Below are 25058 nucleotides of genomic sequence, written 5' to 3'. Positions count from 1 at the left end.
TTAGCTGCGGCGCACGCCGCGGATGCCGAGCAGGACCAGGACAATACCGATCAGACCAAGCACGATCGGGGCCCACACACCTGCGATATTGAGCATCTTGCGGGACTCAACGGCCTGGGAGAGCTGGCGGTCCATGGTCTCCGGGGACCACTGGGCGTTGAAGTCCATAGCGGTGCGGTTGCGGTCCTTGACCTCTTCCTTGCGCATATCGCCGTAGGCCAGGGACTTAGCTTCGGCCTCGTCGCGGGCGTAGAACTGCATGATGTGCTCGGTGCCGTTGACGATCATGCCGGTGGTCGGCTCGACGCGGACGGTACGGACGTTGGCGTACCAGCGGTCCATGGAGACGTCCTCATCGCCCTCGAGACCCCAGGCCTGGGCCGGCAACTTCAGGCGCAGCGAAGCAAGGTAGTCCTTGTCGGCCTTGGTCAGTTCGCGGCCGTTCATGGTCTGGTGGGCCTTGAACTGCTCGTAGACGTTGACCGGCTCGATCTTCATCTCGTAGCGGTAGACGGTCTCGCCGTCCTGCTTCTCTTCGCCCAGGAAGTCGATCGGCTGATCCAGCAGGCCGACGACGTCGTAGTAGTTGTAGGACTTCTTCTCAGCGCCCATCGGGAACTGGTACTGGATGCCGGGGCGGGTGAATTCCTGCAGCTGGTCGCCACCGGGCTGGCGCGGGTCGGAGAACGCCACAGTGGAAATGTCATCTTCGACCGGCATCTGGGTGGAACGATCCAGGGTGATGCGGTCAACGGTGGCGTTGATCAGGTTCTTCGGCTCTTCCCGGTCAGTACGCAAAATGGTGGTACCAACCTCGAAGGTGACGACCTTATGGTCGGCCGGGTTCTCCATATGTACGTGGCGCACTGACTTCAGCGGCACCTCGTCATTGATGAAGCAGTGCACCGGGAGGTTGTCTTCATCCTCGCAGCGGGGGTCGTCCTTGCGCGGTTTCACCGGCTCGTTGTTGGCGAATGCGCCGGAATCGAGCAGTGCACCTTCGCGGACCTCAGTTACTGTGGTGCTCTGGGTGTCGAGCGGCAGTGAGCGCAACTTCGGCACCAAATACGTCGGCAGCAAAAGCGCCATGATGATCAGCGCAGCACCAATGATTATCGCAAGGTGCGACAGGATTTTCTTGGCCATGGGGGCAGGGTCCTTCCGCCGGTGGAGATTTCTCGGTCAAAACTTAGCAGGTATTCGCGCGATGGTGCGTCAGAATCCAATATTATCGGTAAACAGTTCCTAAATTCAGCCACTTTTCGGGTTATGAGCTGTGAAAACACTCAAAATGGCATTCTCTGTTCTGGGTGGCAAATCCAAACCCTAAATCTGATTTCCCTTCACCTAAGGGCCAAGCGAAGCGGAAAGGTTGCGCCAATGACAGCACCGAGCCCCACACAACCCGCCCGGCGCACCCCAGACCACCACCCCGCCTTCCGGCCCGGATTCCTACCGGCACTCGAAGGCCTACGCGCAGTCGCGTCAATCGGAATTATCGGCACCCACGTGGCCTTCCAGACCGGCCACGACACCGGCGCCCTATGGGAACGCCTCCTCGGCCGCTTCGACTTCTTCGTCGCCGTCTTTTTCTGCCTCTCCGGATTCTTGCTGTGGCGCTCGCACCGGGCCAGCGCAGGATGGCTCACCTACTACCGCAAGCGTTGCGCCCGCATCCTGCCTGCCTACTGGGTGCTCGTACTACTAGTGCTCATCGCCTTCCCCGTCGCCCATGAAAACGGCGCCCCCGGCTGGGACACCTGGCTCGCCAACCTCACCCTTACCCAGATTTATGTCCCCGGCGGACTCCACGGCGGCCTCACCCACCTGTGGTCACTGGCAGTGGAGGTGGCCTTCTACACAACCCTGCCGCTGTTCGCCATCGCCCTGCGCCGGATCAACCCACACACCCACCAACTGCGCCGCATCGCGGTCATCACCGCGCTTGCGGTGGGGTCCTTCGCCTGGTCATGGCTGCCATTGCCCTACCTCGACGGTGTGAACCCGCACGTCCAGCCCGGGGCGTATTTTTCCTGGTTCACCACCGGCATGATCCTCGCCGAACTCGAGTCCCTGGCAGCTCACCCCGACCCGCGTCGCCGCGCCCTGCTGCAGCGCATCGAAACCTGGGCCCGCCGCCGCTGGATCTGGCTCATCCTCGCCGCTGCGGCCCTCACCGTCGCCGCCATTATCGGCCCGGAAGGCCTGGTCGTCCTGGATAACTGGGAGTTCATCCGCCGCCTGGCCTGCGGACTGGTGTTCGGTGTGTGCATCGTCGGCCCGTGGGCGCTGGCGCCACAGTCCCGACTATTCGCCACCCCGGTCATGCAGGCCTTGGGCCGGTGGTCCTATGGCATCTTCCTCTGGCATATGGCCATGCTGTCGGTGGCTTTTCCGCTGCTGGGCGTACCCCTATTTTCCGGGCATATTATTGCCATCACGGTCGTCACCGTGGCGCTGACCATCCCGGCCGCCGCCGCGTCTTATGCGCTGGTGGAAGAACCTGCCCGCAAGGCGCTGGGCCGCCACTGGGCTACCGCCACCAAAGCCAAGGACGCTGCCGCGGCCGCCTGAACCGGCCACAGTGCCGCGGCATAACCCTCATCAGGCCAGGTCTGGTGGGAGGCGACCACCGCCACACCCATCAGCAGCAGCGCCGCAGCCGCCCCGGCAGCAGAAAAATCATCGCTGTGCAGGGTGCGTGCCGACGCTATCCGCGCCCGCACCACCGCCGCTGCAGCGACCACACAACCGCCTGCTGCCAGCCCCGGCCAACCCGCGACCATCCCAATGGTCAGCGCACTTAAAACGGCAGGAATGATCCGCGGCAGATCTGCGGCGACCTCGCCGCACTCCGACATCCGGGTCCGCCGCGCCCACAACAGCGCTGCCACCGCCATGAGGGCCGCCAGCAGCCCGCCACCAATAATGGCGCCGCGCCACCAGGACTGGGCCGGGAAACTCAGAGACACCGCGCCCGCCGCGCCCGCTGGTACAACCCAGCCCTGCTGCCAACCATTGACAGTGATCGGCTCCAGCACTTCGCCACCCACAGTGGCCTGCATGCCAGCATTCACCGACACTGGGCGCCAGATAATGCGGGTGCTATCCGCCCGGGCGAGCTCCCCGGCCACGGGGGCGGAATCCTGCTCGGCGGCACTGGGGGCAAAGAACTTCGCACCAGTCAGCGCCACCCAGCGAGCCTGCGACTCCACCAAGTGCACGCCCTTGGTGAGGCTCGTCGTCTCGCCGCATTGCGCCGACTCGCCATCAATCATGGTCCAGCTCGCCGCGACCCCAGAGCGGCAGATATCGCTATCCACGCGCACCTGCATATCCTGCGGCACCGTAATGAGCCGGCGCATGGTGCCCTCCGGGATTTCCTGGCCCAAGACCCAACGCTGCACCTGAGAGGACGAATCCGGCACCGCCGGCACCCGGGCCGGAGTGATATCAGTGCCGGCAGCTGATTCCACGCGCACCTCGGATAAGGCAAAACCGGCGGGGGCGTCCGTTGCAATGATCCGCACCTCATCGCTGCGGCCCGGCGGCAAAGACACCCGGGTGGGCTTACCAGGAATAATCTGCGCCGAGGTGGATGCCGTCCCGGACCGCACCTGGACCCGCGCCGCCACCCGGGCCGCAGTTATCGACACCGTGGAGGCGACCTGGCCGTCGGCAAGCTTGAGATTCACCCAATCGGCCTGCCCGCCACCGCGGGTGGGCGCCCAATAGGTAGTCGGATCGTCATCAACAAGGGCATTAATGCCATGTTCGGGCTGCGTGCCGCCGAGACTATACGGCTCATCGGCGCTGGAGGAGGCGGTGATCTGGCCGCTATGAGCCACCGACGTCAGCGGCACCCCGGTCACCGGATAATCGGGGACGAGGTTTTCCACCCCAGGGTCCTGATCCGGGTCGAGAATCCCGGAGGTCGCGTGCACCACCTCGCCATAATTGCGGCCTCGCCGAGTGGGCGTATCCGTCACAGTGCCGGCACCCTCACCAGCAAGAATGCGCACCGGGGAGCTTCCGTCGACCTCATCGAGACGCGGTAAGACCTCCGGCCCACCAGAAACCAACGGCACGTCGGCAGCATCAATAATGCGCAAGCCCAGCTCCGCCGCCGTATCCGGGGCAGCCGCGCTCGCACCCGCGCCGGGCCGGACCTGCCAAATCTCAATGCGCTCCCGGCTGGCGGGGTAGGAGCCCGCTGCGGGGGCATCAGAATCGGCGTCCCCGTGGAACTGGGCCACCCGGGTAAAGCCCGGCGACGTCGCCAAGGTGCGCAGCAGCCCACGCATTGAACTCATCCGCAAAGACGGCCGGGCATCATGGCGCACCAGCACATGGCCCACCCCATTCGCACGCAAGGTCGCCGCCAACGTCGGAATGCTCCGGCCCGAAGAAATAGCCTCCTGCACACCGTCCAAACCACGAATCGCCTCCGGCGGAACCAGCGGCACCGCATCGCGCACCACCCACGGGGTGCTCGCCAAGGGCTGCAGCGGCTCATCGCGGGTGAAACCCCACACCTGGTCCCCAAAAGGCATCGCCGGCTCGACAAGAGTGCGCGAATCGGGTGCGTTTTTATCCAGCCACTGCGCCGCCTGCGCCCAATAGGCCGGCACCTCGCGGAAGGACTGGCCCGGGGTCAACCTGGCCGACCAAGCAGGGGCAACTGCGGCCACAGCCACCAGCACCACCACCATGACACCAATGACGCCACGGTGCTTTTCCGGGCGCAGCCAGTGCTCCCGCGGCGCACCAAAGGGCAATAACGACGCACAATGCGCCACCCCCAGCAACAGCGGAATGCGCAGCACCGGGTCGAATTTGTGCAGGTTACGCAGCGCCGCCAAGGGCCCATCGAGCAACTCCTGGCCGGGTGTGGCCAGTGGGCCGAAAGGCTCGGTCCAGGAAGCCATGATCAGCACACCGACTAAGGCCACACACCACCACAGCCGTCGCCGCGGGAAGCTTGCCGACGCTAACCCCAGCACACCAATAGCGGTAATAGCCATTGTCGCCAGCACAAAAACTGGTTCGGTGACGAGCGCATTGCCGCCCTCACGCTCGATTGACACAAAAGGCGCCCATGAGGTGGTGCCGCGCAGCACCTCGGTGAGGTTCAACCACTTCGTGGTCACCCCGGCGGACTCGATGTAGTCCGTAAACGGCGGTGAGTATTTGCCCAGCAGCAACAGGGGGATCAACCACCACAGGCTGACCGCGATACACGCGCCGATCCAGCCCGCCATAAGTGCAGCAGCGCGCCGCCGCGCCGGGCCGAAAATGGCCGTGAACAGCAGCAGTAGCCCGGCGACCACACATGCCGCGGCAGTGCCGACGGCATTAACGGCGCCCGTACACACCAAGGCCAGGGCCGATAACAGCACCGCCCGGATATTCTGGGCCAGCGTCGTCGGCCGCGGTGAATTGACAACCCGCAGCAGCGGCAGCGCTATCCACGGGGCCAGGGCTACTGGCCAGGCCTCGGAGGAAATCGCGGCAACAGTGGTGAGAATGCGCGGGCTTAACGCATAGAGCAGGGCGGCTAGAATCCGGCCTGGCCGGCTGCCGATCTGGGCAGCCTCAGCAAGGCGTAAGAACCCGGTGAATGCCACGCAGAGCACCAGTGACCACCACACTGCCTGGGCGATCCACATGGGGAACTCGCCGGGCAGGGCGTCGATGGCGGCGAAAAATGCGCCCTGCGGGAAGAGGTAGCCGTAGGCCTGGTTCTGTAACTGGCCTAGCGGCATGATTTCTGACCAGATGGTCAGCGAACGGGATAAGAACCCGCTCGGGTTTTGGGTTAAGTCATGTTTGGTGTCGGCGACAATCCGACCCGGGGACTGGATAAAAGCAATCAGGCACAGCAGAACCCACCAGCCGAGCATCCCTCGAAAAGGGATACGGCTGGTGGAACCTTGGTAGTGGGGCTGCCGTGAAGTTGCGGTCGCCGAGGTGCCCGGCACCATCTCCTGCGCCCCGGTGAGCGCGGGTGATGTCATGCCTAAGGGATTAGCGCTCGCCGTACTCCGGGCCGCCGAGCAGGGCCTGGTCCTGGGTAATGGCCTCAGCCTCGGGGAGTTCGGTCTGGTACAGCGCGCTGGCGGCGCCGAAAATCAGGGCACCACCGAGCAGGGCGCCAACAACGGCGCTGACCACTGCTGGGCCGAGACCGCCGGACTTCTTATCGGTGTTATCCGCGGGGGTAACCGGGGTGCTCATGCGGACTCCTCATTATTTGATGACAACAATTCGCGATGGGGGCACGCGGCCCTGTGACGCACATGACTGTAGAACAGTCCGGCTGGCTTCGGTAGTTTTTGGCAGAAAAAGGTGTTTCTATCGCTAACGTACCGACATTATCCCAGCGTGCAGCGAGGTCACATGAACCCCAGGATACTCGGTTACGCACATTTCTGAGACCCAAAACCGCAATAACCCTACTTCTGCGGTGGCACGATCAGCACCGGCAGCCCAGAGTTGTGCAGCACCAACTCCGCCGTCGACGCGCTCAGCACACCCCGCAAACCCGACGCACCACGTGTGCCGGACACAATCAGGCCGACCTGCAGCTGCTGGGCGGCGTCACAAATCGTCTCCCACACCGCCTGCTGCGACTCCACCAGATGCGCCTTGGCGGGAAGACCATACTCCCGGGCTAAGGCCACCCCCTCCTCGCACAGTCGACGAGCATCTGGGTAGGCCGGGTCTGCGGTCAGGTCCACTGCCTCACCAGCGGCGGCACGCACCGAATGGTGTGTCGGCTCCCAGACGGTGAGCACATGGACTCGCTCCGCGTGGAAGAACTCGCCCGCGTAGGCAATGGCCCGCTTGGCCTGCTCCGAGCCGTCATAGGCGATAAGGATGATGCCGCTCATGGTGAAACAGTGTAATTAACCAGCACTCGGGGCAGAGCCTTTTAAAGCGGGGCAGAGCCTTATCAGGCGGTGCCGGTGGCTGACTACACGTCGATAGGCGGGTGGAGGCGCGACATGCTCCACGTTCGGTCTCGGGCGGCAGCCACCGCTGTGAGTGCCATAGCCACGGCAATCCACACCAGGATGGCGACCACCGCAATCACTAATCGCTCGTCATAGGTGCCGTACATGACTTGTCGGAAACCATTGACCGCATAGGTCATCGGCATGAACGGGTGCAGCAGCGACAATAAGAACGGCTGCGTCTCTACCGGGTACATGCCGCCAGAGGACACCATCTGCACCATCAGCAGCGATAGTGAAGTCACTCGGCCCGGCCCAGGGCCAAGCAGAGCATGCAACATCTGGTTAATCGCGCCGTACATCAACGCAACCAGCACGGCGAATAACACCACACCCGTAATCGATGCGGGGCGCAGCGGCGTCACCGCCATCGTCACGCCCACCACGCACAACGCCTGGAAGAACGAGATAATGCCACCCGGGATGAAACCATCCACCGCAGCGCGCAGCGGGGACACCCCAGAACCAATCTGGCGTTGCTGCAACGGGCGCAGCACCAGGAAGATCACCAGGCCACCGACATGCAGCGCCATAGAGAAGAACACCGGCGCCAAACCCGCACCGAAGGTGTTATCACCAGCAGTGTTGTTCTCATGCACGCCGACCGGGCCGCCCATGACCGACGCCATATTCTGACGCTGGCGCGGGTCCCACTGCGGCACCCGATCCGCGCCTTCCCGTAGCCTGCGGGCCAACTCGCCCGCACCGTCGGCAAGCCGGTTGGAACCATCCTGGGCCTGGTCAATGCCCTTACTCAGCGTCTGGCCGCCGGCCTTGAGCTGCGCGGCGCCCGCATCAAGCTTGCGTGCACCATCATCGAGCTGCCCCGCACCGTCGGCCACGCGGGCGGCACCACTTTCCAGCCGATTCACGCCATCGACCAGCTTGTCCACCTGCCCCTCACTGTTCTCCAGGGCGCCCATGGCCTGCTGCAACGGAGACTGCGGATTATTCAGCTGGTAGTCGATATCCGTCGTGGTCTGCTTCGCGTCCCGAATGCCAGTAATCAGCGGCGAATTGGGTCCCGCGCCACGGTTATCCAACTGGTCGGCGATACGGTCCAACTGCACCACCGCGGCCTGCACATTGGGGTCATTAATGCCGCGCAATTGGTCAGCCAGGCCGCGCACATCAGAAGCAGAACGCCCCTGCGCCGCCGAGGCCTGATCCGCCACATCGGCGACCGACGTCATCGTCTGATTCGCCGCAGCCGCCGCGGCACCAGCCTGATCCACGGTCTTGCTCAAGTCCTTCGCGCCACTAGCCAAGCCCTTAAGCTGCCCACTGGCCCCATTGACCGCACGAGACAACTCGGCGGCGCCGTCGGCAAGCTGACGAGTGCCTTCCTTCAACTGGCCGGTGCCGTCGACCAGCTGCTGGGTGCCCTGCTTATTGCGGTTCAGGCCGTCGCTGAGCCGGTGGCCACCGTCGGAAAGCCGCCCCATACCGTCGCGCAGCTGGGTCGCGCCGTCAGAGAGCTGATCGGCACCATTGGCGGCCATATTGATGCCCATACCGGCATTCAGCATGCCGACCAGGAGCTTATCTACCGCCTGGCTGCCGATCTTCTGGCCCACCGTATTGAGCATCACGCGCATCACGTTTTCGCCAATAACGCTGGACAAGTAGCCATTACGGTCGTTGTAGACAGCCTCAATTGTTGCTTGCTTAGGGCTATCCGACGCTGGCGAGGCCACCGCCTCGGAGAAATCCTCCGGCAACTCGACAGAGAAGTAGAACGTGCCGTCGCGCACTCCCTCAATCGCGTCCTGGCGACTGACCAGGTGCCAATCGAGTTTGTCGTTCTCGAGCACACCGTTGGCGACCTGCTCACCAGCATTGACCTTGCGGCCATCGACCACCGCGCCGCGGTCAGAATTAACCAGGGCGACCGGAAGTTCGGCGAGATTGCCGAACGGGTTCCAGAAACTCCACAGGTAGAGCGCCGAATACAGCAGCGGCATCAACGTAATAGACACCAGCGTGGCTTTACCCATACCGGAGCGCATGAAGCGGCGGAGCTCATTGCTCGCCTTAAATTGGGCGATCACTTCGCGTACTCCTTCACGATTTCGTCGAGCTCATCATCTTCGATGCCCCAGTCATATGGGGAAATATGCGAGGAGTCGGCATCAAGGCGGACCTGGCGCTCGGGAGGCACCAAGGTGTGCGGCAAGAAATTCACGGCATTAATAACCACCGGCAGCTGCCGAGACAGCTCCACCAGGCGGGAAATCAGCACCACCCGCTCATCGAGTTCGTGGATCTGCTCCAAATCATCGACGATCAGCAGCCCGACGGGCTCATGATGCGAAGGCCGCAGGGCCATGGCAATGCGCAATAAATGCCGGTCCAGGCCGGGCAGCTGAGAAATATAGGCATCCAGCGGCGGCAACGTACGGGTGCCGTAGATGGGCTCGGCAAGATCGACCAGGTAGTCCTCGTCGATCTTCAGCGGCGGCTGGAAAAAACGCCGACCCCAGCAGCGATGCTCGTTGAGCACCTGGCGCACGGTGAGGTCACGGTCGAGCAAATCGATCTGGTCCACACCAGCAATGGCGACGTGGCGGCGGATATCGCGGCGCTTGGTCATGCCCAGCACGATCAATTCGCCTTCCGACGGCTTCATACGGCCAGCGATAGTCAAGGCCAAAGCGGTGCGGCCCGAACCGCCGCGACCGGAGAGCACGGTGACACCATCGGCGGGCACAGCCACGTCGATAGGCCCATACACCGGCCCCTCCGAACCGACCACGGAAAGACCACGGGCAAGCACGGCGTATTCATCATGCGTGCCGTCGAGGAGATCCCCGCTACGCAGCGCGTGGGGATTGTGGCGGGCCGCAGTGGTGTCGCGCGAGGGGCCCGGGCGGGCTGGCTCATAAACGGCAGTGGCTTCGTCGGTGGTAGCAGGAGCAGCAGTAGTGGCTTCGTCGGTGCTGGTCGCGGTGCCTTGCGTAGCGGGCGTAGCGCCACGTTTGCCGAACAGGCGGCGCTTCTTCTTGGTCTTCTTCGCTGCGCTGCGAGTGCGGCGGTTGGGGCCAACCCGCTCGGGTCGGGCCTGCTCATCGGCTGAAGGGGAGATAGCGGCGTAGTTGGTGTCGTCAGTGGCGCTGAGATCGGCGGCAGCGCTTGTGCCAGCTGCGGGGGTAGCGGTGTAAATATTCGTGTCGCGCGGACTGGGGTCCCAGGAGAAGGGCCCGTCAGCAGGCTCATAATTCGAGCCCCAGGCGGCGGAAGCGTATTCGGCTGAGTCGTCGGCGGTGCTGGCGGTGCTGGCGGAGTCGGCGGAATCCGGGGTGGCGGTGGCGGAGAAGGCGTTGTGGTAGTTGGCGCGGTAACGCTCGCCGGGGTCGATGGGGGCGAAGGAGGGATCGGCTGAGGCGGCAGTATCGGCGCGGTGAGCAGCGCTTTCGTCGTCAAGCGGGTAGGCCGCCGCCCCTGGGTGCGACTGCGCGTCGCGAGGGGTGTCGGCGTCAGCGTCGCTGCGCGCAGCGTCGCGGTGTTCGGTCATATCGGCTCCTCCGATGGAACAGGCTGGGCCCGCGCGGCACCGCCAAGCAGCGCGCAGGTCCTTTCACACAGTAAGTACTACTATAGGCAAAACATGATACTGATGAGGCCAGTGTTGCAAATGTTACTGCTGTGATCTAATTGGTGCACACGGGGGGATAGACACACCCACCGATCCTGCTCCGCCCGACGCGCATAACGCCGCAAAAACCGAACCAATAACGACGGGCTAAAAACACCTGCGGCTAGAAACCACCTGCGGATAAAAAACTACGACAGACCCCAAGCAGTCTGACCGATCCGAACCTGCTCAGGGTCACCACCTGGACTCAAGAACAGCCACAGCACCAGCATGCTCACCGCAAGAATCAATGACAGTGCAATATAAAGCCCCCACTGCTTCTTGGGCTTATCCGCAGCAAGGCGAAAATCCGCAAAAGCCCACAGCCCACTAATCAGCGGTAGCGGGAAAACGATATACAGACCAACGACCAAAGCCACGGTGGAAACCCCCAATAGGCTCCAAGCAGCTATCCCAGGTCCGCCCTGCACCGGGTGCTGAGCATCTTTCGTAGGCACATTCTCACCTCGTCGGTTGTTCCACGGCTGTTCTACAACAGCACAGCTAGCTGTTCTACAACAGCACAGCCAACAACCACGCTGATAACAAGAATGTGCTCCAGCACCGGAGCGCCCGAGCGCCCAAGTGCCCGAGCACCCGAACACCCCGGCACCCGAGCGCCCCGGCAGTTACCTCACCGGTACCTCACCGCTACCTCACCGGTGCTTATACCGGCACCGGCGGGTGCAGTCGACGCATCGTCCACACCCGGTCGCGCCGGGCCGCCAGCGAGGACATCAACACCGCACCGATCGTGATCACAATGCAGGCGGCTACCGCCACGCCAATACGCGGGTCGAAATCGCCGTACAGCACCTGGCGAATACCTTCGACCGCATAGGTCATCGGCATGATGGGGTGCAGCACCTGCAAGGCCATCGGTTGGGTCTCCACCGGGTACAGGCCACCGGAAGACACCACCTGAATCATCAGGAATGCCATCGAGGCGACCTTGCCCGGGCCAGGCCCCAGCAACACGTTGAACATCTGGTTGATGGCCATGAACATCAGCGACGTCAGAATGCACATACCCACCAGGCCCAGCACCGTCGCCGGCCACAGTGGGGTAGCCAGCATGGTGGTACCAAGAATGACCAACGCCTGCAGAATGCCGATTGCCGCCGGGGCGGTCAGGCCATCAATGGCCACCCGAATCGGGCGCACACCAGAGGAAATCGCCCGGTGATGCAACGGGTTGAGCAGCAGGAACGTAATGATGCCGCCGATATACAGCGCCAACGTGAAGAAGAACGGCGCCAGGCCACTACCGAAAGAATTATTGCCGGCATTATTGCTGGCCGACACATCCACCGGGCCGCCCATGACCGACGCGATCTGCCGCCGCTGATCCGCAGACCACTTCGGGGCCTGATTCGCGCCTTCGGACAGCTTCGATGCCAACTCTTCCGAACCCGCATGCGCCTTCGTCGCCCCATCATTGAGCTTCGTCGCGCCATCCAGCAGCTTCGTCGCACCGGCATCGAGCTTATGGGCGCCATCATCGAGCTTGGTCACCCCCTCGCCGAGACGGCCAATACCGGCATCCAGCCGGCCCGCACCATCCTGCAGCTTGTGGGCGCCCTCATTGAGCCGATTAATCCCGTCGACGAGCTCCTCAAGCTTGCCGACGCCGCCAGCTAGGCGATCGATACCGCCCCGGAACTCCGCATCGGGACTATTGAGCTGGCGGGCCAACTCGTCGGTACCGGCAGAAAGCCGATGCACATCATTGACCAGCGGCGACTGCGGGCCAACGCCCACCGCATCAAGCTGATCGGCAAGGACCTCTAATTTATGGGCCGAGACTTGCGAAGCCGGGTCCGGCAATGTGCGCAATACCGCGGCGATCTCCCGGATCTCCTGAGTCGAATCAGCCTGAATCGCCGAAGCGGCATCCACCTTCGACTCAATCTGTTCCACACCATCATCGATCTGCTGGGCGCCCTGGCCCAACCGGGCCGTGCCATCCTGCAGGCGCTGAGCGCCGTCCTGCAGGGCAGTGAGGCCACCAGCCTGGGAATTCACACCGTCGGCAAGCTGTTGGGTGCCATCAGCTAACTGGTCAATACCGTCCTTGAGCTGACCGGACCCATCCTGCAGCTTCGGGATATTCGCGTTTAACTCGGCGGTGCCGTCGGCAAGCTTGGATGTACCAGCCTTATTGCGCTGCAAACCGTCCTGCAGTTTCTGCGTGCCATCCTCAAGCTTGCCCAAGCCAGCATTGAGCTGTTGCGCCCCATCAGCGGCACGATTAAGTCCCATACCAGCATTAACAAGCCCAACTAAGAGCTTGTCGACCGCTTCCGAACTGATCCGGGTATCGACGGCGTTGAGCACCTCGCGCATGGCATTTTCACCAATCAACGTGGAGAGGTAGCCATTGGCATCGTTATAGGTGGCCTCAAGAGTGGCCTGGCGCGGATCGCCCGACGTCGGTGAAGCCACCGCCTCAGAGAAATTCGGCGGCAGCTCGACAGAGAAGTAATACGTGCCATCACGCACACCAGCGACGGCCTCCTGGTGCGAAACCTCCTCCCATTTCAGGGAGCCGTCCTTAATCAAGGCGTCAGAGATTTTCTGGCCGGCATCGAGCCGCTGCCCGTCGACCATCGCCCCACGGTCCGCATTCACTAGCGCGACCGGGAGGTTATTGACGTTATTAAACGGGTTCCAGTAGGACCACAAGTACAGCGTCGAATACAGAATCGGCATGATGCAGATAGCCGCAACAGCCACCCGAGTCATCCGCTGCCGCTTGAACCTGCGCAGTTCAGAGCCGGTATGAAAGAGTGCAATCATCGGTGGGACTCCTTCCGGAGCAGTTTCAGCAGGCGACGGTCAACGCCAGCAACCTCAGGGGAGAAATGGCCCGCATTCGTATCAAGCAGAACTTGGCGTTCCGCCGGCAAAATATCGGTGGGCAGCTCCTCGGCGGAATTGACCACCACCGGAATGCGCTCCGAAATCGCCAGCAGGCGACTAAATAGGGTCATACGTTCCACCGGGGAATGCACCTGCTCAAGATCATCGACAACAAGAAGCCCGATCTCGCTGCCATCAGCCGGGTGCAGCGCCAAGGAGATGCGAATTAGGTGCTTGTCGACGGCGGCGAGCTGCGAAATATAAGCACTCATCGGAGGCAAGGTGCGCGGCCCGAACACCTCCGCGGTCAACTCCTCGAAATACTCCTGCGTCGGTTTGGGCGCAGGCTTGTACCACGGGGTGGACCAGGAGAGGTGTTCGCGCAACACATCACTGATACGCACATCGCGGTCGAGGAGATCGATCTGTTCGACCCCAGCGATAGCAACATGCGGGCGGATATCGTCGATATCGGTGAAACCAAGAACCTCAAGGTCCCCGGCGTCGGGACGCATCCGGCCCGCGATGGTTAAAGCCAGTGCCGTGCGGCCAGAGCCGCCCCTGCCGGTAAGTAGCGTGAGGCCATCACCAGGGATTACTACGCTCAGTGGGCCGTACACCGGGCCCTCATCGCCGGTGACGCCAAGGTCGTCGGCAATGACGCACGGCGGCACTGACGAGTCTGAAGCTGCGTCAGAAGCTGCGTCGGTGTCCGATGGTTGCGCTGACTCGGGTGGTTGTGCTGCCGCACTGGATTCAGCCGCGTGTTTAGGCACGTACGTCGGCTGTTGCGCGGTGCTGGTGCGGTCAGCGTCGCCGGTATTGGTCTGATTATCGGCGGGTAACGAAGTGTCGTCCATCGTTTTCCTTATCGAAGCGCCGGGCGAGCGAGGTGCCTGGACGCAGGAGTGCTGGATGGTATTGCACCCAAAGTACGCCGGTGCGACCAACTATCATAATTTTGGTGCAATTTTTAATAAGAACATATATTACTGCCTCGCAACAGCCCCACCCCAAAGGCAGCGCAACCACCAACCCCGCCGTCCTGACCTGGCCCGATGAGCACCACACCAAAAAAACTGCGGTTATGTGTGCTCGTTTACTGAACTGTGGTGGCCGAACTCGTAGATTTCGCAGACGACCTTGCAGCACGCAACCAATCTTGCGGCACGCATTAATACAGTTTCAGCACTAAGGAGTCTCACCATGAGTTCAGCACAACTAGCCCACACAGAGCACAACGCAACAATCGGCAAGCAGGTACAGGCAGGTATGGTCGGCGGTCTCGTCGGCGGCCTCGTCTTCGGAGTCATGATGTGGCAAATGGGCATGCTGGAGATGATCGCCTCAATGCTCGGCTCATCATCAGCCGCCGTTGGCTTCGCCGTCCATATGATGATCTCCCTCATCTTCGGAGCCATCGGCGGTGCAGCGCTGCGGGTCATGCCTGCATCCGCAGCCCTAGGGGCAGTATTCGCGGTCGTCTTCGGCATTGTGCTGTGGATCGTCGGCCCGCTGATGGTGATGCCGATGATGATGGGCAACCCGCTGCTGCAGATCGGCGAAGGATCGATGGCCTCTCTGATGGGCCACATCATCTACGGTGTCGTCACCATCTTCGTTGCACGGGCAGTGCTTTCCCGCCTGGCCAGCTAGACCAGGTGAGCTACGCTTGCGGGGTGAATGTTCGGAATAGCAACATGTCCACCGCCCCGGCAGGGGCAGCCAATAATCCGCAAAATCCCCCAGTGGGACAACGCCCCTGCCTGCGCGAAGTTGAACTATTTCAACAAATTCCGGAAGCAGAACTGGCGGAAATAAACCGCATGATCCCGCCGCAGAACTATTCTTCCGGGCAGGTTGTCTACAACCCGCTACGCCCAACTCAAGAATTATTCATCATCAAATCTGGGCGAGTGCGCATTTACCAATCAAGTCCGGGCGGTAAAATATTCACCCTCGCTATCTACGAGACCGGCGATGTTTTCGGAAATATGCCCACAGTCGGTCAGGTGATGGGCGATAGCTATGCCGACGTTATCGAAGAAACCGTAATCTGCCGGCTTAATGAGAACGACGTAGAAAAATTCTTCCTAGCAGACCCCCGTATCTCACAGCAGGTAACCACAATCCTGGCTAGGCGAGTCGCGGAATTAGAACAACGACTCACCGATATTGCCCTGCGCCCACTATCGCAACGTATGGCCTCACTGCTGCTCACAACCGCACGGCCAAGCCACCTGCCCTGGGAAAAGGGGCTAGTCGTGAAGATGACGCACGAGCAGCTAGCGAGCCTGGCAGGAGCTACCCGCGAAGCCGTAAGCAAGGTACTAGCGGACCTGGCGCAGCGCGGGCTTATCACCCAAAAACGGGGATCGATTGTGATTATCCATCCCCATAAACTGCAAGAATTCAAGGACGGTATTGATGAGTGACTCACAATTAGTTGGCGTCTACAACGCCAATGGCGGAGTTATGGGTGAATTGTCTTACCTAAAGGGAAAGATCACGGGAGAGGCGCACTGCGATCTATGCGATATCACCCACGGCCTGAACCCGCGCGGTAAGGCATCCTGGCGACAAAAGGCGCAGGAAAGCCCAATTCCCATAACCACTGTTCATCTCAATGAGATGGACTCCCGAACCGCAGCGGTGATGGCGCACGAAGACGCTCCGGCGATAGTACTGCTCGATCCGGAAGGTGACCGGGTGCTGATCAACACGGCTGAATTAGCGCAGTGCGACAAAGACCCCCAGCGGTTGCTCGATCTCATTAACCGCAAACTCGCGCCGGACGCACCATAAAAACCCGCCCCGGGCAGGCCGGAGCGGGTCGGGGCTAAGCATAGCCCGCAATATTTTGAGCCGATGACGGGAATCGAACCCGCGCCGCCTGCTTGGGAAGCAGGAGTTCTACCATTGAACTACATCGGCAGCCGAGCACCGCAGTGCTCCTGCACATGTAATCTAGCACTTTCTTGATAAGCGCTGGCAAAAGAGCAGGTAGGCTATACGACGTGCTTCTTTCCGACCGTGATCTCCGTGCCGCTCTGACCGCTGAGGATGACTCCCGCCTGGTCATCGAGCCAATGGCTGATGAACTTGTCCAGCCGTCATCGATTGACGTGCGCCTGGACCGCTATTTCCGAGTCTTCAATAACTCCCGATACACCCATATCGACCCGAAGGAACCACAGGAAGAACTCACCTCCCTACACGAGGTACCCGAGGGCGAGGCCTTCGTGCTGCACCCCGGTGAGTTCGTGCTGGCCTCCACGCTGGAGCACTTCAGCATCCCGGCGCACCTGGCCGGTCGCCTCGAGGGGAAATCCTCACTCGGCCGGCTGGGCCTGCTGACCCATTCCACGGCCGGCTTTATTGACCCCGGCTTCAGCGGCCACATCACCCTCGAGCTGTCCAATGTGGCCAATTTGCCGATTGTCCTGTGGCCGGAGATGAAAGTCGGCCAGCTCGCGCTATTCCGCCTCAGCTCCCCGGCCGAGCACCTCTACGGCAGCGGTGAACTCGGCTCAAAGTACCAAGGTCAACGGGGACCGACTCCCTCCAAGGCGTACCTGAACTTCCGCAAATAAGTAGCTCAGGTGCCCCGCGGCGAACTGGGATCGCCACTCAACTCGCCTGCTGAGGAGACATCGAAAAAATCCCGGAGGCCAGTTGCTGGGCTTGGCTTTTACGGGCTTCGAATGCCGACGAATCACTCTGCGAGATAGTCAAAGCCTGGTTGAGGGTTTCGTCGGTGAGATCTGTGATCGCAGCAAGAGACTCAGCCATCGACCGAATCTGCTTGGAAGTGACAACAGTCAGATCGGCCACATCCTCCACACCGTCCGACTCAGCGAGATAGGGCACCGGCGAGCTGCCCGATGCCCCGGCAGAAGACAGGTGCAGGGCGAGCGCTACCTTTGGTGGCTGCACGAAGGGCACTGCCTCGCGCGGCGCCAGCGTCGCTTCGGCTTGCTTGGACAACCAATCCAAAATGCGCTGTTGATTGACGCAGAGTAAGCGAACAAGACGGGCGATACCGTCAAGGGCTGCCGCGAGATCGAGGTTTAAGAAGGAAGAATTACTGATCGCTTCGATGCTCTGTGAATCAGAATCCTCGTGAAAGAACAGCGGATTACCTGACGGCTTGGTGAGCGAGTCCTCGATGGCGGAAAGAGCCCTACCCCATGCGGTGACCGCAAAAAAGACCTGCGGGCCAATATCGCGGATCGCCACAGGCAGCTGAGGGGGCGACGAAAACCAATCGTGGCCATTGTCAGGAAGACCAGCCAGGGCGGCCTTGACCTCACCACCAAGTGTGGAAATCCTGGGGTCGAAGTTGCCGGCAGCAATCACGTTGGATAACGCGTTGGTGAGCTGATCGCGGAGATCTAACAAGGTCGATAGGGCAGTAGCGGCGCCGTAAAAACTCCCGTTCATCAAAGCCATGGCGTCGCCGGCGTGCAGTTCATGCAGGAAACCCAGTTCGAGCAGGTTATGGGCCCACCACGACCCCGGGGCCACATCGCCGGAACCATAACTAGCCCACCACGAGCCAGTCAGTGCCGGGATTTCGCGTTGAATGGAATCCAGTAGCCCCGAATATGTTGTTACCGAAATACCAGTGAATGAACTATTTAATTGTTCAATCTTGCAAGCCGTGACAACTTTAGCGTCGCGAGGGCTTAACTGGGATACCGGGCCAATGCAGTGATTTTCCACCATATACTTCTGGTCAAGCGTCGTAACGCCTGCGGCATCGAGTTGGCCGAAGAGGGTATTAAAACCATAGACTGGTTTGGCATTAGGCTGCGCCAGCTGATGCTCAACTAAACTGCGTTGGCGGCTGATTTCATGGGTATGCTCTTGCCATGCCGGCGAGAGTGATCCCTGACTAGCATTAAGTACACGTTCCAGGGCGGTAGACACTAAATGTCTCCTTTTCTATTAGCTCTGCTGAAATACATGAAAACAATGATATACAGAACGAGCGCGAGAATAACTAGCAGATCGATATTCGCCGCCCGGAGAAGGTTTAATACGGAAAAACTAGGCCACTCTCCGCCAGCTACTCTGCCGGTTTCTGAGTAGGCGGCGCCAATGAGGTCAACTGCGGTTTGTACGATCGCTAAGCTACCTAAAACCGCAAGGATAGTCTCAACGCCGGACTGGTATTTGCGTCGAATTATCTCACTATTTGCCCGGGAAATTTCATCGAAGTCTGAAATTCGTACTTTCACCCGTTCGAGGTAGTCATGGTACTGCCAGCTGTTCAGGCAATTCTCTGCGGCGAGCCTCCGTATGCCCTGGGTTTTTGTTACGAGGTCGTCATAGATCAGGTTGAGGATAGCCAGTTCGGTCCGGTCTTCTTTCAGGATCGCAATAACAGGCTTATCCTTGCGTTTGGATCGCTGTGACTCTTCGATAGTGGAGAACTCTGACCGCAACTTATCATTTAGCTTCATCAGTCGAGTCCAAAGAATCTGGGCGTCAGTGATCCCTTTAGCTATCTCCCGGGTGTACTCGCCCGACCATGATGGGCATTGGTCAATCGTGTTATTTCCCCACCCGACCGTCGTCTTGCAACTCTCCTCCTGGGCGCTTGGTAGTTCTCGGTCGCCAGCGGGGTCCATGGACCAGCCTTCGATCGCCTCTCCGTCCCCTAAAATGGCCGTCCGGTTGGTCCACAGAATTTCAGCTAGTTTGCCATCGCGAGTTCGGTAGTTTTGTTGTTCAGCTACATGCTTAGCTGCGATTATCGCTGCTAGAGTTGTCTGACGTTCAATATTTTTAGAGTTGGGTGTAGCGCAGGAATGAATAATCTTATCTTTAATATTGTCGAACTCGACGATCATGCGCAGCACTGGTATTTGCGCCACTTCGACCAGTTCTAGGCGCAGGATTGTAGCGTCGGTAAGCACTTCACTATCGGCGCTGTTTTCCAACTCCGTGGTATCGATCTCTATGCGGCGCAGATCATCAAAAGTTTTCGCCTCTCTATCCATCATGCCGGGGTCGAAAGTGTCTCTGTCGACAAACCGCACGCTTTTATGTTTTTTGACTTTGACCGCAGATTCGTTTGTTAAGCGGTAATCAAAAGGCGAAATAAGGAGGAACTGCATCGTTTCCGGTTGCTTCCTGGACGGGCTTAGGCGGTAACGCCCTTAAACTTACCCTTCGGGCCAACGGTCTGGATGGTTGTTTTCTCCCCTGCAGTGGCGGGTGCTGGCTGCTCGGCGGATAATGAGCGGTATGCGTATGACAGTGATTGGCACCGGTTACCTGGGTGCGACGCACGCGGCTTGTATGGCTGAACTTGGCCATGAGGTTCTCGGCGTGGATGTAGACCCGAACAAGATTGAATCCCTGGAGAAAGGCGATTTGCCTTTCTATGAACCGGGGCTACCGGAGCTTGTGCGTCGCCATGTCGAATCGGGGAAGCTGCGTTTCACCACTGACTATGCGGAGGCAGCTGAGTTCGCCAACCTGCACTTTATCGGTGTGGGTACCCCGCAGATTAAGGGTTCGCACGCCGCCGATATCAGTTATGTTAATGCCGTTATTGAGTCTTTGGTGCCCAAGCTCAGCGGCGACCATGTCATCCTCGGCAAGTCCACTGTCCCCGTCGGCACCGCCGCCGAACTGCAGAAACGCTGCGATGAGCTCACTGGTGAGCGTGCCGACGTTGAGGTCGCCTGGAACCCGGAGTTCCTGCGTGAAGGCCACGCCGTGGATGACACCCTACGTCCGGACCGGATGGTGCTTGGCCTCAACCGTGAGCGCGTAGCGGCCGGCACGTCCCGCGCTGAGGATGCCGCCCGGGAGTGCTTCGCCAGCATCCTGGAAACCGACACCCCGTTCATCGTGTCCGACCTGGCTACCGCTGAGCTCGTCAAGGTCTCCGCAAATGCCTTCCTTGCCACCAAGATTAGTTTCATCAATGCGGTGTCCGAGATTTGTGAAACCACCGGTGCCGACGTCACGGTGCTTGCCGACGCAATTGGCCTCGATCCAAGGATTGGCCGCAAATTCCTCAATGCTGGCCTGGGCTTTGGTGGCGGTTGTCTGCCGAAGGATATCCGCGCATTTTCCGCCCGCGCCGGTGAGCTCGGCGCCGACCAGGCGATGAGTTTTCTCCGCGAGGTCGATGCGATCAATATGCGCCGCCGCGAAAAGATGGTCGGCCTGGTGAAAGAGACCTTCGGCGGCAATGCCCTGGGCCACCAGGTGGCGGTACTCGGTGCGGCATTTAAGCCCAATTCTGACGATGTGCGTGACTCCCCGGCGCTGTCCATTGCCGGACAGCTTGCTTTGGCCGGTGCCGACGTCCGCGTCTACGACCCGCAGGCAATGGGTAATGCCCGCCATGTTTTCCCGACGCTGGATTACCGCGACTCCATTGAGGACGCGCTGAGAGGCGTTGAGGTGGTGATCGTTGCCACCGAGTGGGATGACTTCCGCCAGATTGACCCGGTGGTTGCGGGGGAGTGGGTGGCCGATAAGCGCGTTATTGACGGCCGTAACTGCCTGCCCGTTGAGGACTGGGTTGATGCCGGCTGGGATGTCAGCTGCCTGGGGCGTGGCGTGACCCCGCAATAAGTCCTCCTCGGACTCAGCCCGCCGGAGATTGCAGTGTCTCCGGCGGGCTTTTGTTGTGGGTGCACAGTCCTCTCCTGGTTACGTGGTGTCATCGGAAAGATGATCGACTGGTAAACGACATGCGTATAAAAAATCGTCGTCGGGGGTGGTCTAAGGGGGCTTCATATGTGTAGCTAGAGTGAAATGAATATGTCGCTTAGGTTCACTTGGTTAACTTAAGATTGCAGGTAGGCGACATAAAGCGACCCGGCGTGGCGACGCACTGGCGACGGTGGCGTGCTAAGCGTCTAAGTTGCCGACGCGACTAAGTGAAGAAAAGAACACCACTGCACCTTTGGTGCGGGTCCCGCTGGGGCTGGGCGGGGGTAATTTCAGGAAAAATTTTTTAGGGCTGCCTAAACGCTAAAAAACCTGTTCATCCGGCAAAAATACGGCGACTGGTGCCCACCGAAAAGCGCCACCGGGGGTAAAAACCGCCTCACTCGGCGCGCGCATTGCCCAAACAGCTATTAGCGTAGGCCGCGTCAGAGAGCGAGGAAAAAGGTAGGGAAACCTCGCCGGAACTGGGGGGATCCAACTCTGACAGGGGTATCGGGACGGAACAGTCGGGGGCCACACCGCTCCCGATACCCCGCCTCCGGGACGCATGGGGGGGTGCGTCCCGGAGAGGGCGGGTGAAGAAACTAGGGAATCTCTTCACCCGCCCACTTTTATGCCTAAAGACGACCAGTCTGGGTGCGATCAGCGTAGACAGTCTCTGCAGCATCCGCACCGCCACTGCCAACACTGAGCTCACTATCGGGATCTGGGCCTGCCTCCGTCGTTTCAGCGTTCTCCGCAGCACGATTACCCACTGTCAGCGCAGCAATCGCCGTGGTAATCGGAACCGCAAGCGTCAAGCCCAACGCGCCCACCGCCGAACGCAGCAACTCGGTGGCGACAATATCCGAGGTCAACACCTGCATCAGCGGACGATCCGCAACAGAAAGCAACAACGTCATCGGCAGCGAAGCACCCACGTAGGCAAGCACCAAGGTGTACACCATCGACGCAATATGGTCCTGGCCAACACGCATCGCCGAGGTAAACAAGGACATCCGCGAAGCCGCAGGATCAGCGTCGGCAAGCTCACGGACCGTCGAAGCCTGCGAAATAGTGGTGTCATTGAGTACACCCAGCGCACCCACAATAAAGCCCGCCAACAACAGGCCAGTAACACTCACCGTCGGCAAGTACAGCTGGATAAGCAAGTTCGAATCGTCGGCAAGGCCACGCACATCCGAGCTACCAATAGCCCAATGAGCCAAACCAGCAGCCGCGCACAGCGACAATAACGTGCCCGCCAGCGCCGCAGCGGTCTTCCAATTCCGCCCATGCACCAGGAACATCGCCGGAATCATCGCCGCAGCACCCGTCGCCACCGCCAACGGCAACGGCGGGCCACCACGCAGCAAAGCTGGGACCAAGAACACAGTCACAACCAACAGAGCCAAACCAAGACCCAACACAGCGCGCACACCACGCCAAGCGCCCACCGCAACAATGGCTACCACCATCGCGATAAACCACGCCCACATCGGGATAGTGCGGTTGATATCCAGGAAGCCATACTGCGAACCCACGCCCGGATAATCCTGCTTAGCCAGCCAAATCTTCTGCCCCTCAGACAACTCCGGATCGCCCGGCTGGCCCGAAGTCTCCAACAAAGTGCGGTGCCCAGCATCCGGGCCCTCAGTGATGTCGACAATAATCGCAGTACAAGGCCGCTGCGCTGGTGCTTCAGGTACCAACGGAGCAGCAGGGGCCTGCATCGGCACAAGTCGCTGGCCAGCAGCGGTCGGTTCCCCCTCAAAGGCAGGATCGGCAGGCTGCGGCGCCGGCTGCGGAGCCGGTTGTGGGGCAGGCTGCGGTTCTGGGGCGAATTCCGGCTGCGGAGCAGGGGCACCGGGGACTACACCAGCGTCCTCAGGTAGCGGATTACTCGGCGGCGGAACCACCGGCGGAAGCACCGACGTCCCCGACGACAACGGCGCCGCCGGATCGCCATCAAATACCGCGCCCCGATCCGGAGAACCACACTTCTGCTCCGTGACGCTAACAACCTCACCCGCAACAGCCTCAGCAGCCATTGCCTGCGAACTAAGGAAAGTCCCCTTCGGTTCCGGGGCGTCGCCGCGAGGCCACAACATGACCACACCAATAACAGTGGCCACAGCCGCAATCGCCAGGAAAGCAGCCAAAATACGGCGCCACAACTGGGTAGTGCTGTCATGACGCTGCGTCGGCGGGCGAACCATCGACCGAATACGGCGACTGCGCGGAGCAGCGGACTTAGAGTGGCTTCCCACCAAGAACCTCCGGAGAGACGAACGGAAATCAGTGCTGATGTTGAGAGTAGAGCAGCCAGCACGATCGCCGGGACAAGGCAGGCGGTAGCAGGGTGAAGTGAGCCCGGCAAAAGCCACACAACACAACAGCCCGGGCCCCAAAAAAGGGCCCGGGCTGAGAAGAAAACTTTACGACCTACTGCTTGTAGCTGGCCAAGAAATTACCCAGCCGCTCAATCGCCTCCGAAAGCTCACTAGCCCACGGCAACGTAACCACACGGAAGTGATCCGGCGTCGGGTAATTGAAACCACGACCACCGACCATGAGGATCTTCTCCTCCCGGAGAATATCCAGCATGAGCTTCTCATCGTCATGAATCTCATGAACCTCAGGGTCCAGGCGCGGGAACGCATACAACGCACCACGAGGCTTCACACACGACACACCCGGGATGGAATTAAGCCCCTTCCACGCAGTATCACGCTGCTCAAGGAGCCGACCACCCGGCAAAATCAGGTCATTAATCGACTGGTAACCACCCAACGCAACCTGAATGCCGTACTGGGCCGGCACATTCGGGCACAGACGAGTAGAAGCCAGAAGATTGACACCCTCGATGAAGCCCTCAGCATGCCGCTTCGGGCCTGTCAGCACCATCCAGCCGGCACGATAACCAGCCACTCGGTACGCCTTCGACAAACCATTGAAAGTAATGCACAGCAGATCCGGGGCCAGGGTTGCCAATGAGACATGCTCCGCGTCGTCATACAGGATGCGGTCGTAAATCTCGTCGGCAAGCAACAACAACGAGTGCTCACGGGCGATATCGACGATGCCCTCAAGCAACTCGCGGGAATACACCGCGCCAGTGGGGTTATTCGGGTTGATAACCACAATGGCCTTGGTGCGGTCGGTGATCTTGGAACGAATGTCCTCCAAGTCCGGTTGCCAGTCATCATCCTCGTTGCACATATAGTGCACCGGCTTACCTCCCGACAGGGTCGTCGCCGCAGTCCACAGCGGGTAGTCGGGGGAAGGGATGAGGACCTCATCGCCGTCATTAAGCAGGGCCTGGGTGGTCATGGTGATCAACTCGGAGACACCATTGCCCAGGAACACATCATCGACGTCGAAGCGCGGGAAGCCCGGCACCATCTCATAGCGAGTCACCACAGCGCGGCGGGCGGAGTAAATGCCCTTCGACTGCGAATAACCCTGAGCGCGGGGCAGTGCGCGCACCATGTCCTGCACGATGGTGTCCGGAGCGTCGAAGCCGAACTTCGCCGGATTACCGGTGTTGAGCATAAGAATGCGGTGGCCGTCGGCCTCCATCTGCTCAGCCAGCGTCGTCACCGGGCCGCGGATGTCGTAGAGGACATTGCGGAGCTTGTCGGATTGATCCAGCGTGTTCAGCGGCTGACGACGGGGCCGCCCTGCGCCTGCCTGCAGCGCACCCTTGGCCGCCCGGGCTTGCTCCGCGCGCGCGGCACGCTGCAGCTCGGCACTTGCTTGCAGGGCGCGTGCCTTAACCTCTTGCGGATCGGCAGCGACCTGGTCGGCGGAATCCTGAGTGGTTTGCGCAGTCGGCTGCTCAATGGCGTCCGGAGTGTCCGGCT

Annotated in this window: 19 protein-coding genes and 1 tRNA gene; 6 read left to right on the top strand and 14 right to left on the bottom strand. The window is 60.7% G+C overall.

Annotation, left to right across the window (positions count from 1 at the left end):
- Entirely contained in the window at positions 1-1146 is a 1146-nt protein-coding gene (locus KRX51_RS08945; RefSeq protein WP_218362788.1) for a DUF3068 domain-containing protein, read from the bottom strand.
- Between the two features lie 234 nt (positions 1147-1380).
- Between KRX51_RS08945 and KRX51_RS08940 the strand changes: the two genes are divergently transcribed.
- On the top strand, positions 1381-2574 hold the full coding sequence (locus tag KRX51_RS08940; RefSeq protein WP_218362787.1) for an acyltransferase: 1194 nt from the start codon (positions 1381-1383) through the stop codon (positions 2572-2574).
- On the opposite strand, the gene KRX51_RS08935 is transcribed toward KRX51_RS08940, so the two are convergent.
- The 8 genes from KRX51_RS08935 to KRX51_RS08900 all read right to left on the bottom strand — a co-directional run bounded on the left by KRX51_RS08935 (position 2484) and on the right by KRX51_RS08900 (position 14372).
- Complete coding sequence (locus tag KRX51_RS08935; RefSeq protein ID WP_255549588.1) at positions 2484-6017, bottom strand: alpha-(1->3)-arabinofuranosyltransferase family protein; 3534 nt, start codon at positions 6015-6017, stop codon at positions 2484-2486. The genes KRX51_RS08940 and KRX51_RS08935 overlap by 91 nt on opposite strands.
- A 10-nt stretch (positions 6018-6027) precedes the next feature.
- Entirely contained in the window at positions 6028-6237 is a 210-nt protein-coding gene (locus KRX51_RS08930) for a DUF2613 domain-containing protein (RefSeq protein ID WP_218362786.1), read from the bottom strand.
- A gap of 218 nt (positions 6238-6455) precedes the next feature.
- The gene (locus KRX51_RS08925) at positions 6456-6893 is read right to left on the bottom strand and encodes a universal stress protein (RefSeq protein ID WP_218362785.1); all 438 of its coding nucleotides are present in this window, start codon (positions 6891-6893) and stop codon (positions 6456-6458) included.
- 83 nt (positions 6894-6976) lie between these two features.
- A complete protein-coding gene (locus KRX51_RS10375; RefSeq protein ID WP_218362784.1) occupies positions 6977-9067 on the bottom strand; it encodes a YhgE/Pip domain-containing protein in 2091 nt (696 codons plus the stop codon).
- Positions 9064-10530: an ATP-binding cassette domain-containing protein gene (locus tag KRX51_RS08915; protein WP_218362783.1), complete on the bottom strand. Its 1467-nt coding sequence runs from the start codon at positions 10528-10530 to the stop codon at positions 9064-9066. The genes KRX51_RS10375 and KRX51_RS08915 overlap by 4 nt, the downstream gene beginning before the upstream one ends.
- A gap of 269 nt (positions 10531-10799) precedes the next feature.
- On the bottom strand, positions 10800-11108 hold the full coding sequence (locus KRX51_RS08910; protein ID WP_218362782.1) for a hypothetical protein: 309 nt from the start codon (positions 11106-11108) through the stop codon (positions 10800-10802).
- A 208-nt stretch (positions 11109-11316) separates the two neighbouring features.
- The gene (locus KRX51_RS08905; protein ID WP_218362781.1) at positions 11317-13449 is read right to left on the bottom strand and encodes a YhgE/Pip domain-containing protein; all 2133 of its coding nucleotides are present in this window, start codon (positions 13447-13449) and stop codon (positions 11317-11319) included.
- On the bottom strand, positions 13446-14372 hold the full coding sequence (locus KRX51_RS08900) for an ABC transporter ATP-binding protein (RefSeq protein ID WP_218362780.1): 927 nt from the start codon (positions 14370-14372) through the stop codon (positions 13446-13448). Before KRX51_RS08900 ends, KRX51_RS08905 begins: the two co-directional genes overlap by 4 nt.
- Before the next feature lie 346 nt (positions 14373-14718).
- Here KRX51_RS08900 and KRX51_RS08895 point away from each other — a divergent pair, with 346 nt between their 5' ends.
- From KRX51_RS08895 to KRX51_RS08885, 3 genes are read left to right on the top strand one after another with little or no spacing between them, the layout of a single operon-like run.
- Entirely contained in the window at positions 14719-15168 is a 450-nt protein-coding gene (locus tag KRX51_RS08895; protein ID WP_218362779.1) for a DUF1440 domain-containing protein, read from the top strand.
- 44 nt (positions 15169-15212) lie between these two features.
- Positions 15213-15947: a Crp/Fnr family transcriptional regulator gene (locus KRX51_RS08890; RefSeq protein ID WP_218362778.1), complete on the top strand. Its 735-nt coding sequence runs from the start codon at positions 15213-15215 to the stop codon at positions 15945-15947.
- Positions 15940-16317 carry a hypothetical protein gene (locus tag KRX51_RS08885; protein WP_218362777.1) on the top strand — a complete coding sequence of 126 codons (378 nt, stop codon included), beginning with the start codon at positions 15940-15942 and terminating at the stop codon, positions 16315-16317. Before KRX51_RS08890 ends, KRX51_RS08885 begins: the two co-directional genes overlap by 8 nt.
- Before the next feature lie 58 nt (positions 16318-16375).
- Here KRX51_RS08885 and KRX51_RS08880 read toward each other — a convergent pair.
- Positions 16376-16446 (bottom strand) — tRNA-Gly (locus KRX51_RS08880).
- 83 nt (positions 16447-16529) lie between these two features.
- Here KRX51_RS08880 and dcd point away from each other — a divergent pair.
- Positions 16530-17105 (top strand): dCTP deaminase, encoded by a 576-nt coding sequence (gene dcd, locus KRX51_RS08875; protein WP_218362776.1) that lies wholly within the window; start codon positions 16530-16532, stop codon positions 17103-17105.
- Between the two features lie 37 nt (positions 17106-17142).
- Here the strand turns inward: dcd and KRX51_RS08870 are convergent, their stop codons facing one another.
- Together KRX51_RS08870 and KRX51_RS08865 are read right to left on the bottom strand one after the other, a co-directional pair.
- Positions 17143-18444: an aromatic amino acid lyase gene (locus tag KRX51_RS08870; protein WP_218362775.1), complete on the bottom strand. Its 1302-nt coding sequence runs from the start codon at positions 18442-18444 to the stop codon at positions 17143-17145.
- Positions 18444-19637, bottom strand: coding sequence for a hypothetical protein (locus KRX51_RS08865; protein WP_218362774.1), 1194 nt, complete (start codon positions 19635-19637; stop codon positions 18444-18446). The genes KRX51_RS08870 and KRX51_RS08865 overlap by 1 nt, the downstream gene beginning before the upstream one ends.
- 130 nt (positions 19638-19767) lie before the next feature.
- Between KRX51_RS08865 and KRX51_RS08860 the strand changes: the two genes are divergently transcribed.
- Positions 19768-21114 (top strand): UDP-glucose/GDP-mannose dehydrogenase family protein, encoded by a 1347-nt coding sequence (locus tag KRX51_RS08860; protein ID WP_218362773.1) that lies wholly within the window; start codon positions 19768-19770, stop codon positions 21112-21114.
- Between the two features lie 716 nt (positions 21115-21830).
- Here KRX51_RS08860 and KRX51_RS08855 read toward each other — a convergent pair.
- On the bottom strand, positions 21831-23462 hold the full coding sequence (locus KRX51_RS08855) for a YibE/F family protein (protein WP_370625080.1): 1632 nt from the start codon (positions 23460-23462) through the stop codon (positions 21831-21833).
- A gap of 175 nt (positions 23463-23637) precedes the next feature.
- Positions 23638-24891 carry a pyridoxal phosphate-dependent aminotransferase gene (locus KRX51_RS08850; RefSeq protein WP_304505777.1) on the bottom strand — a complete coding sequence of 418 codons (1254 nt, stop codon included), beginning with the start codon at positions 24889-24891 and terminating at the stop codon, positions 23638-23640.
- Positions 24892-25058 lie beyond the last annotated feature (167 nt).

Origin of the sequence: Corynebacterium sp. TAE3-ERU12 (genome assembly GCF_019209905.1) — a bacterium.
Taxonomy (GTDB): Bacteria; Actinomycetota; Actinomycetes; order Mycobacteriales; family Mycobacteriaceae; genus Corynebacterium.
This window is presented reverse-complemented; position numbering and strand designations above follow the sequence as displayed.

Excerpts from the sequence above, each read along its gene's own strand:
- KRX51_RS08940 (WP_218362787.1), top strand. The coding sequence starts at position 1,381 with ATGACAGCACCGAGCCCCACACAACCCGCCCGGCGCACCCCAGACCAC.
- KRX51_RS08890 (WP_218362778.1), top strand. The coding sequence starts at position 15,213 with ATGTCCACCGCCCCGGCAGGGGCAGCCAATAATCCGCAAAATCCCCCA.
- KRX51_RS08935 (WP_255549588.1), bottom strand. The coding sequence starts at position 6,017 with ATGACATCACCCGCGCTCACCGGGGCGCAGGAGATGGTGCCGGGCACC.
- KRX51_RS08900 (WP_218362780.1), bottom strand. The coding sequence starts at position 14,372 with ATGGACGACACTTCGTTACCCGCCGATAATCAGACCAATACCGGCGAC.
- KRX51_RS08885 (WP_218362777.1), top strand. The coding sequence starts at position 15,940 with ATGAGTGACTCACAATTAGTTGGCGTCTACAACGCCAATGGCGGAGTT.
- KRX51_RS08925 (WP_218362785.1), bottom strand. The coding sequence starts at position 6,893 with ATGAGCGGCATCATCCTTATCGCCTATGACGGCTCGGAGCAGGCCAAG.
- KRX51_RS08895 (WP_218362779.1), top strand. The coding sequence starts at position 14,719 with ATGAGTTCAGCACAACTAGCCCACACAGAGCACAACGCAACAATCGGC.
- KRX51_RS08945 (WP_218362788.1), bottom strand. The coding sequence starts at position 1,146 with ATGGCCAAGAAAATCCTGTCGCACCTTGCGATAATCATTGGTGCTGCG.
- KRX51_RS08930 (WP_218362786.1), bottom strand. The coding sequence starts at position 6,237 with ATGAGCACCCCGGTTACCCCCGCGGATAACACCGATAAGAAGTCCGGC.
- KRX51_RS08860 (WP_218362773.1), top strand. The coding sequence starts at position 19,768 with ATGCGTATGACAGTGATTGGCACCGGTTACCTGGGTGCGACGCACGCG.
- KRX51_RS08905 (WP_218362781.1), bottom strand. The coding sequence starts at position 13,449 with ATGATTGCACTCTTTCATACCGGCTCTGAACTGCGCAGGTTCAAGCGG.
- KRX51_RS08865 (WP_218362774.1), bottom strand. The coding sequence starts at position 19,637 with ATGCAGTTCCTCCTTATTTCGCCTTTTGATTACCGCTTAACAAACGAA.
- KRX51_RS08915 (WP_218362783.1), bottom strand. The coding sequence starts at position 10,530 with ATGACCGAACACCGCGACGCTGCGCGCAGCGACGCTGACGCCGACACC.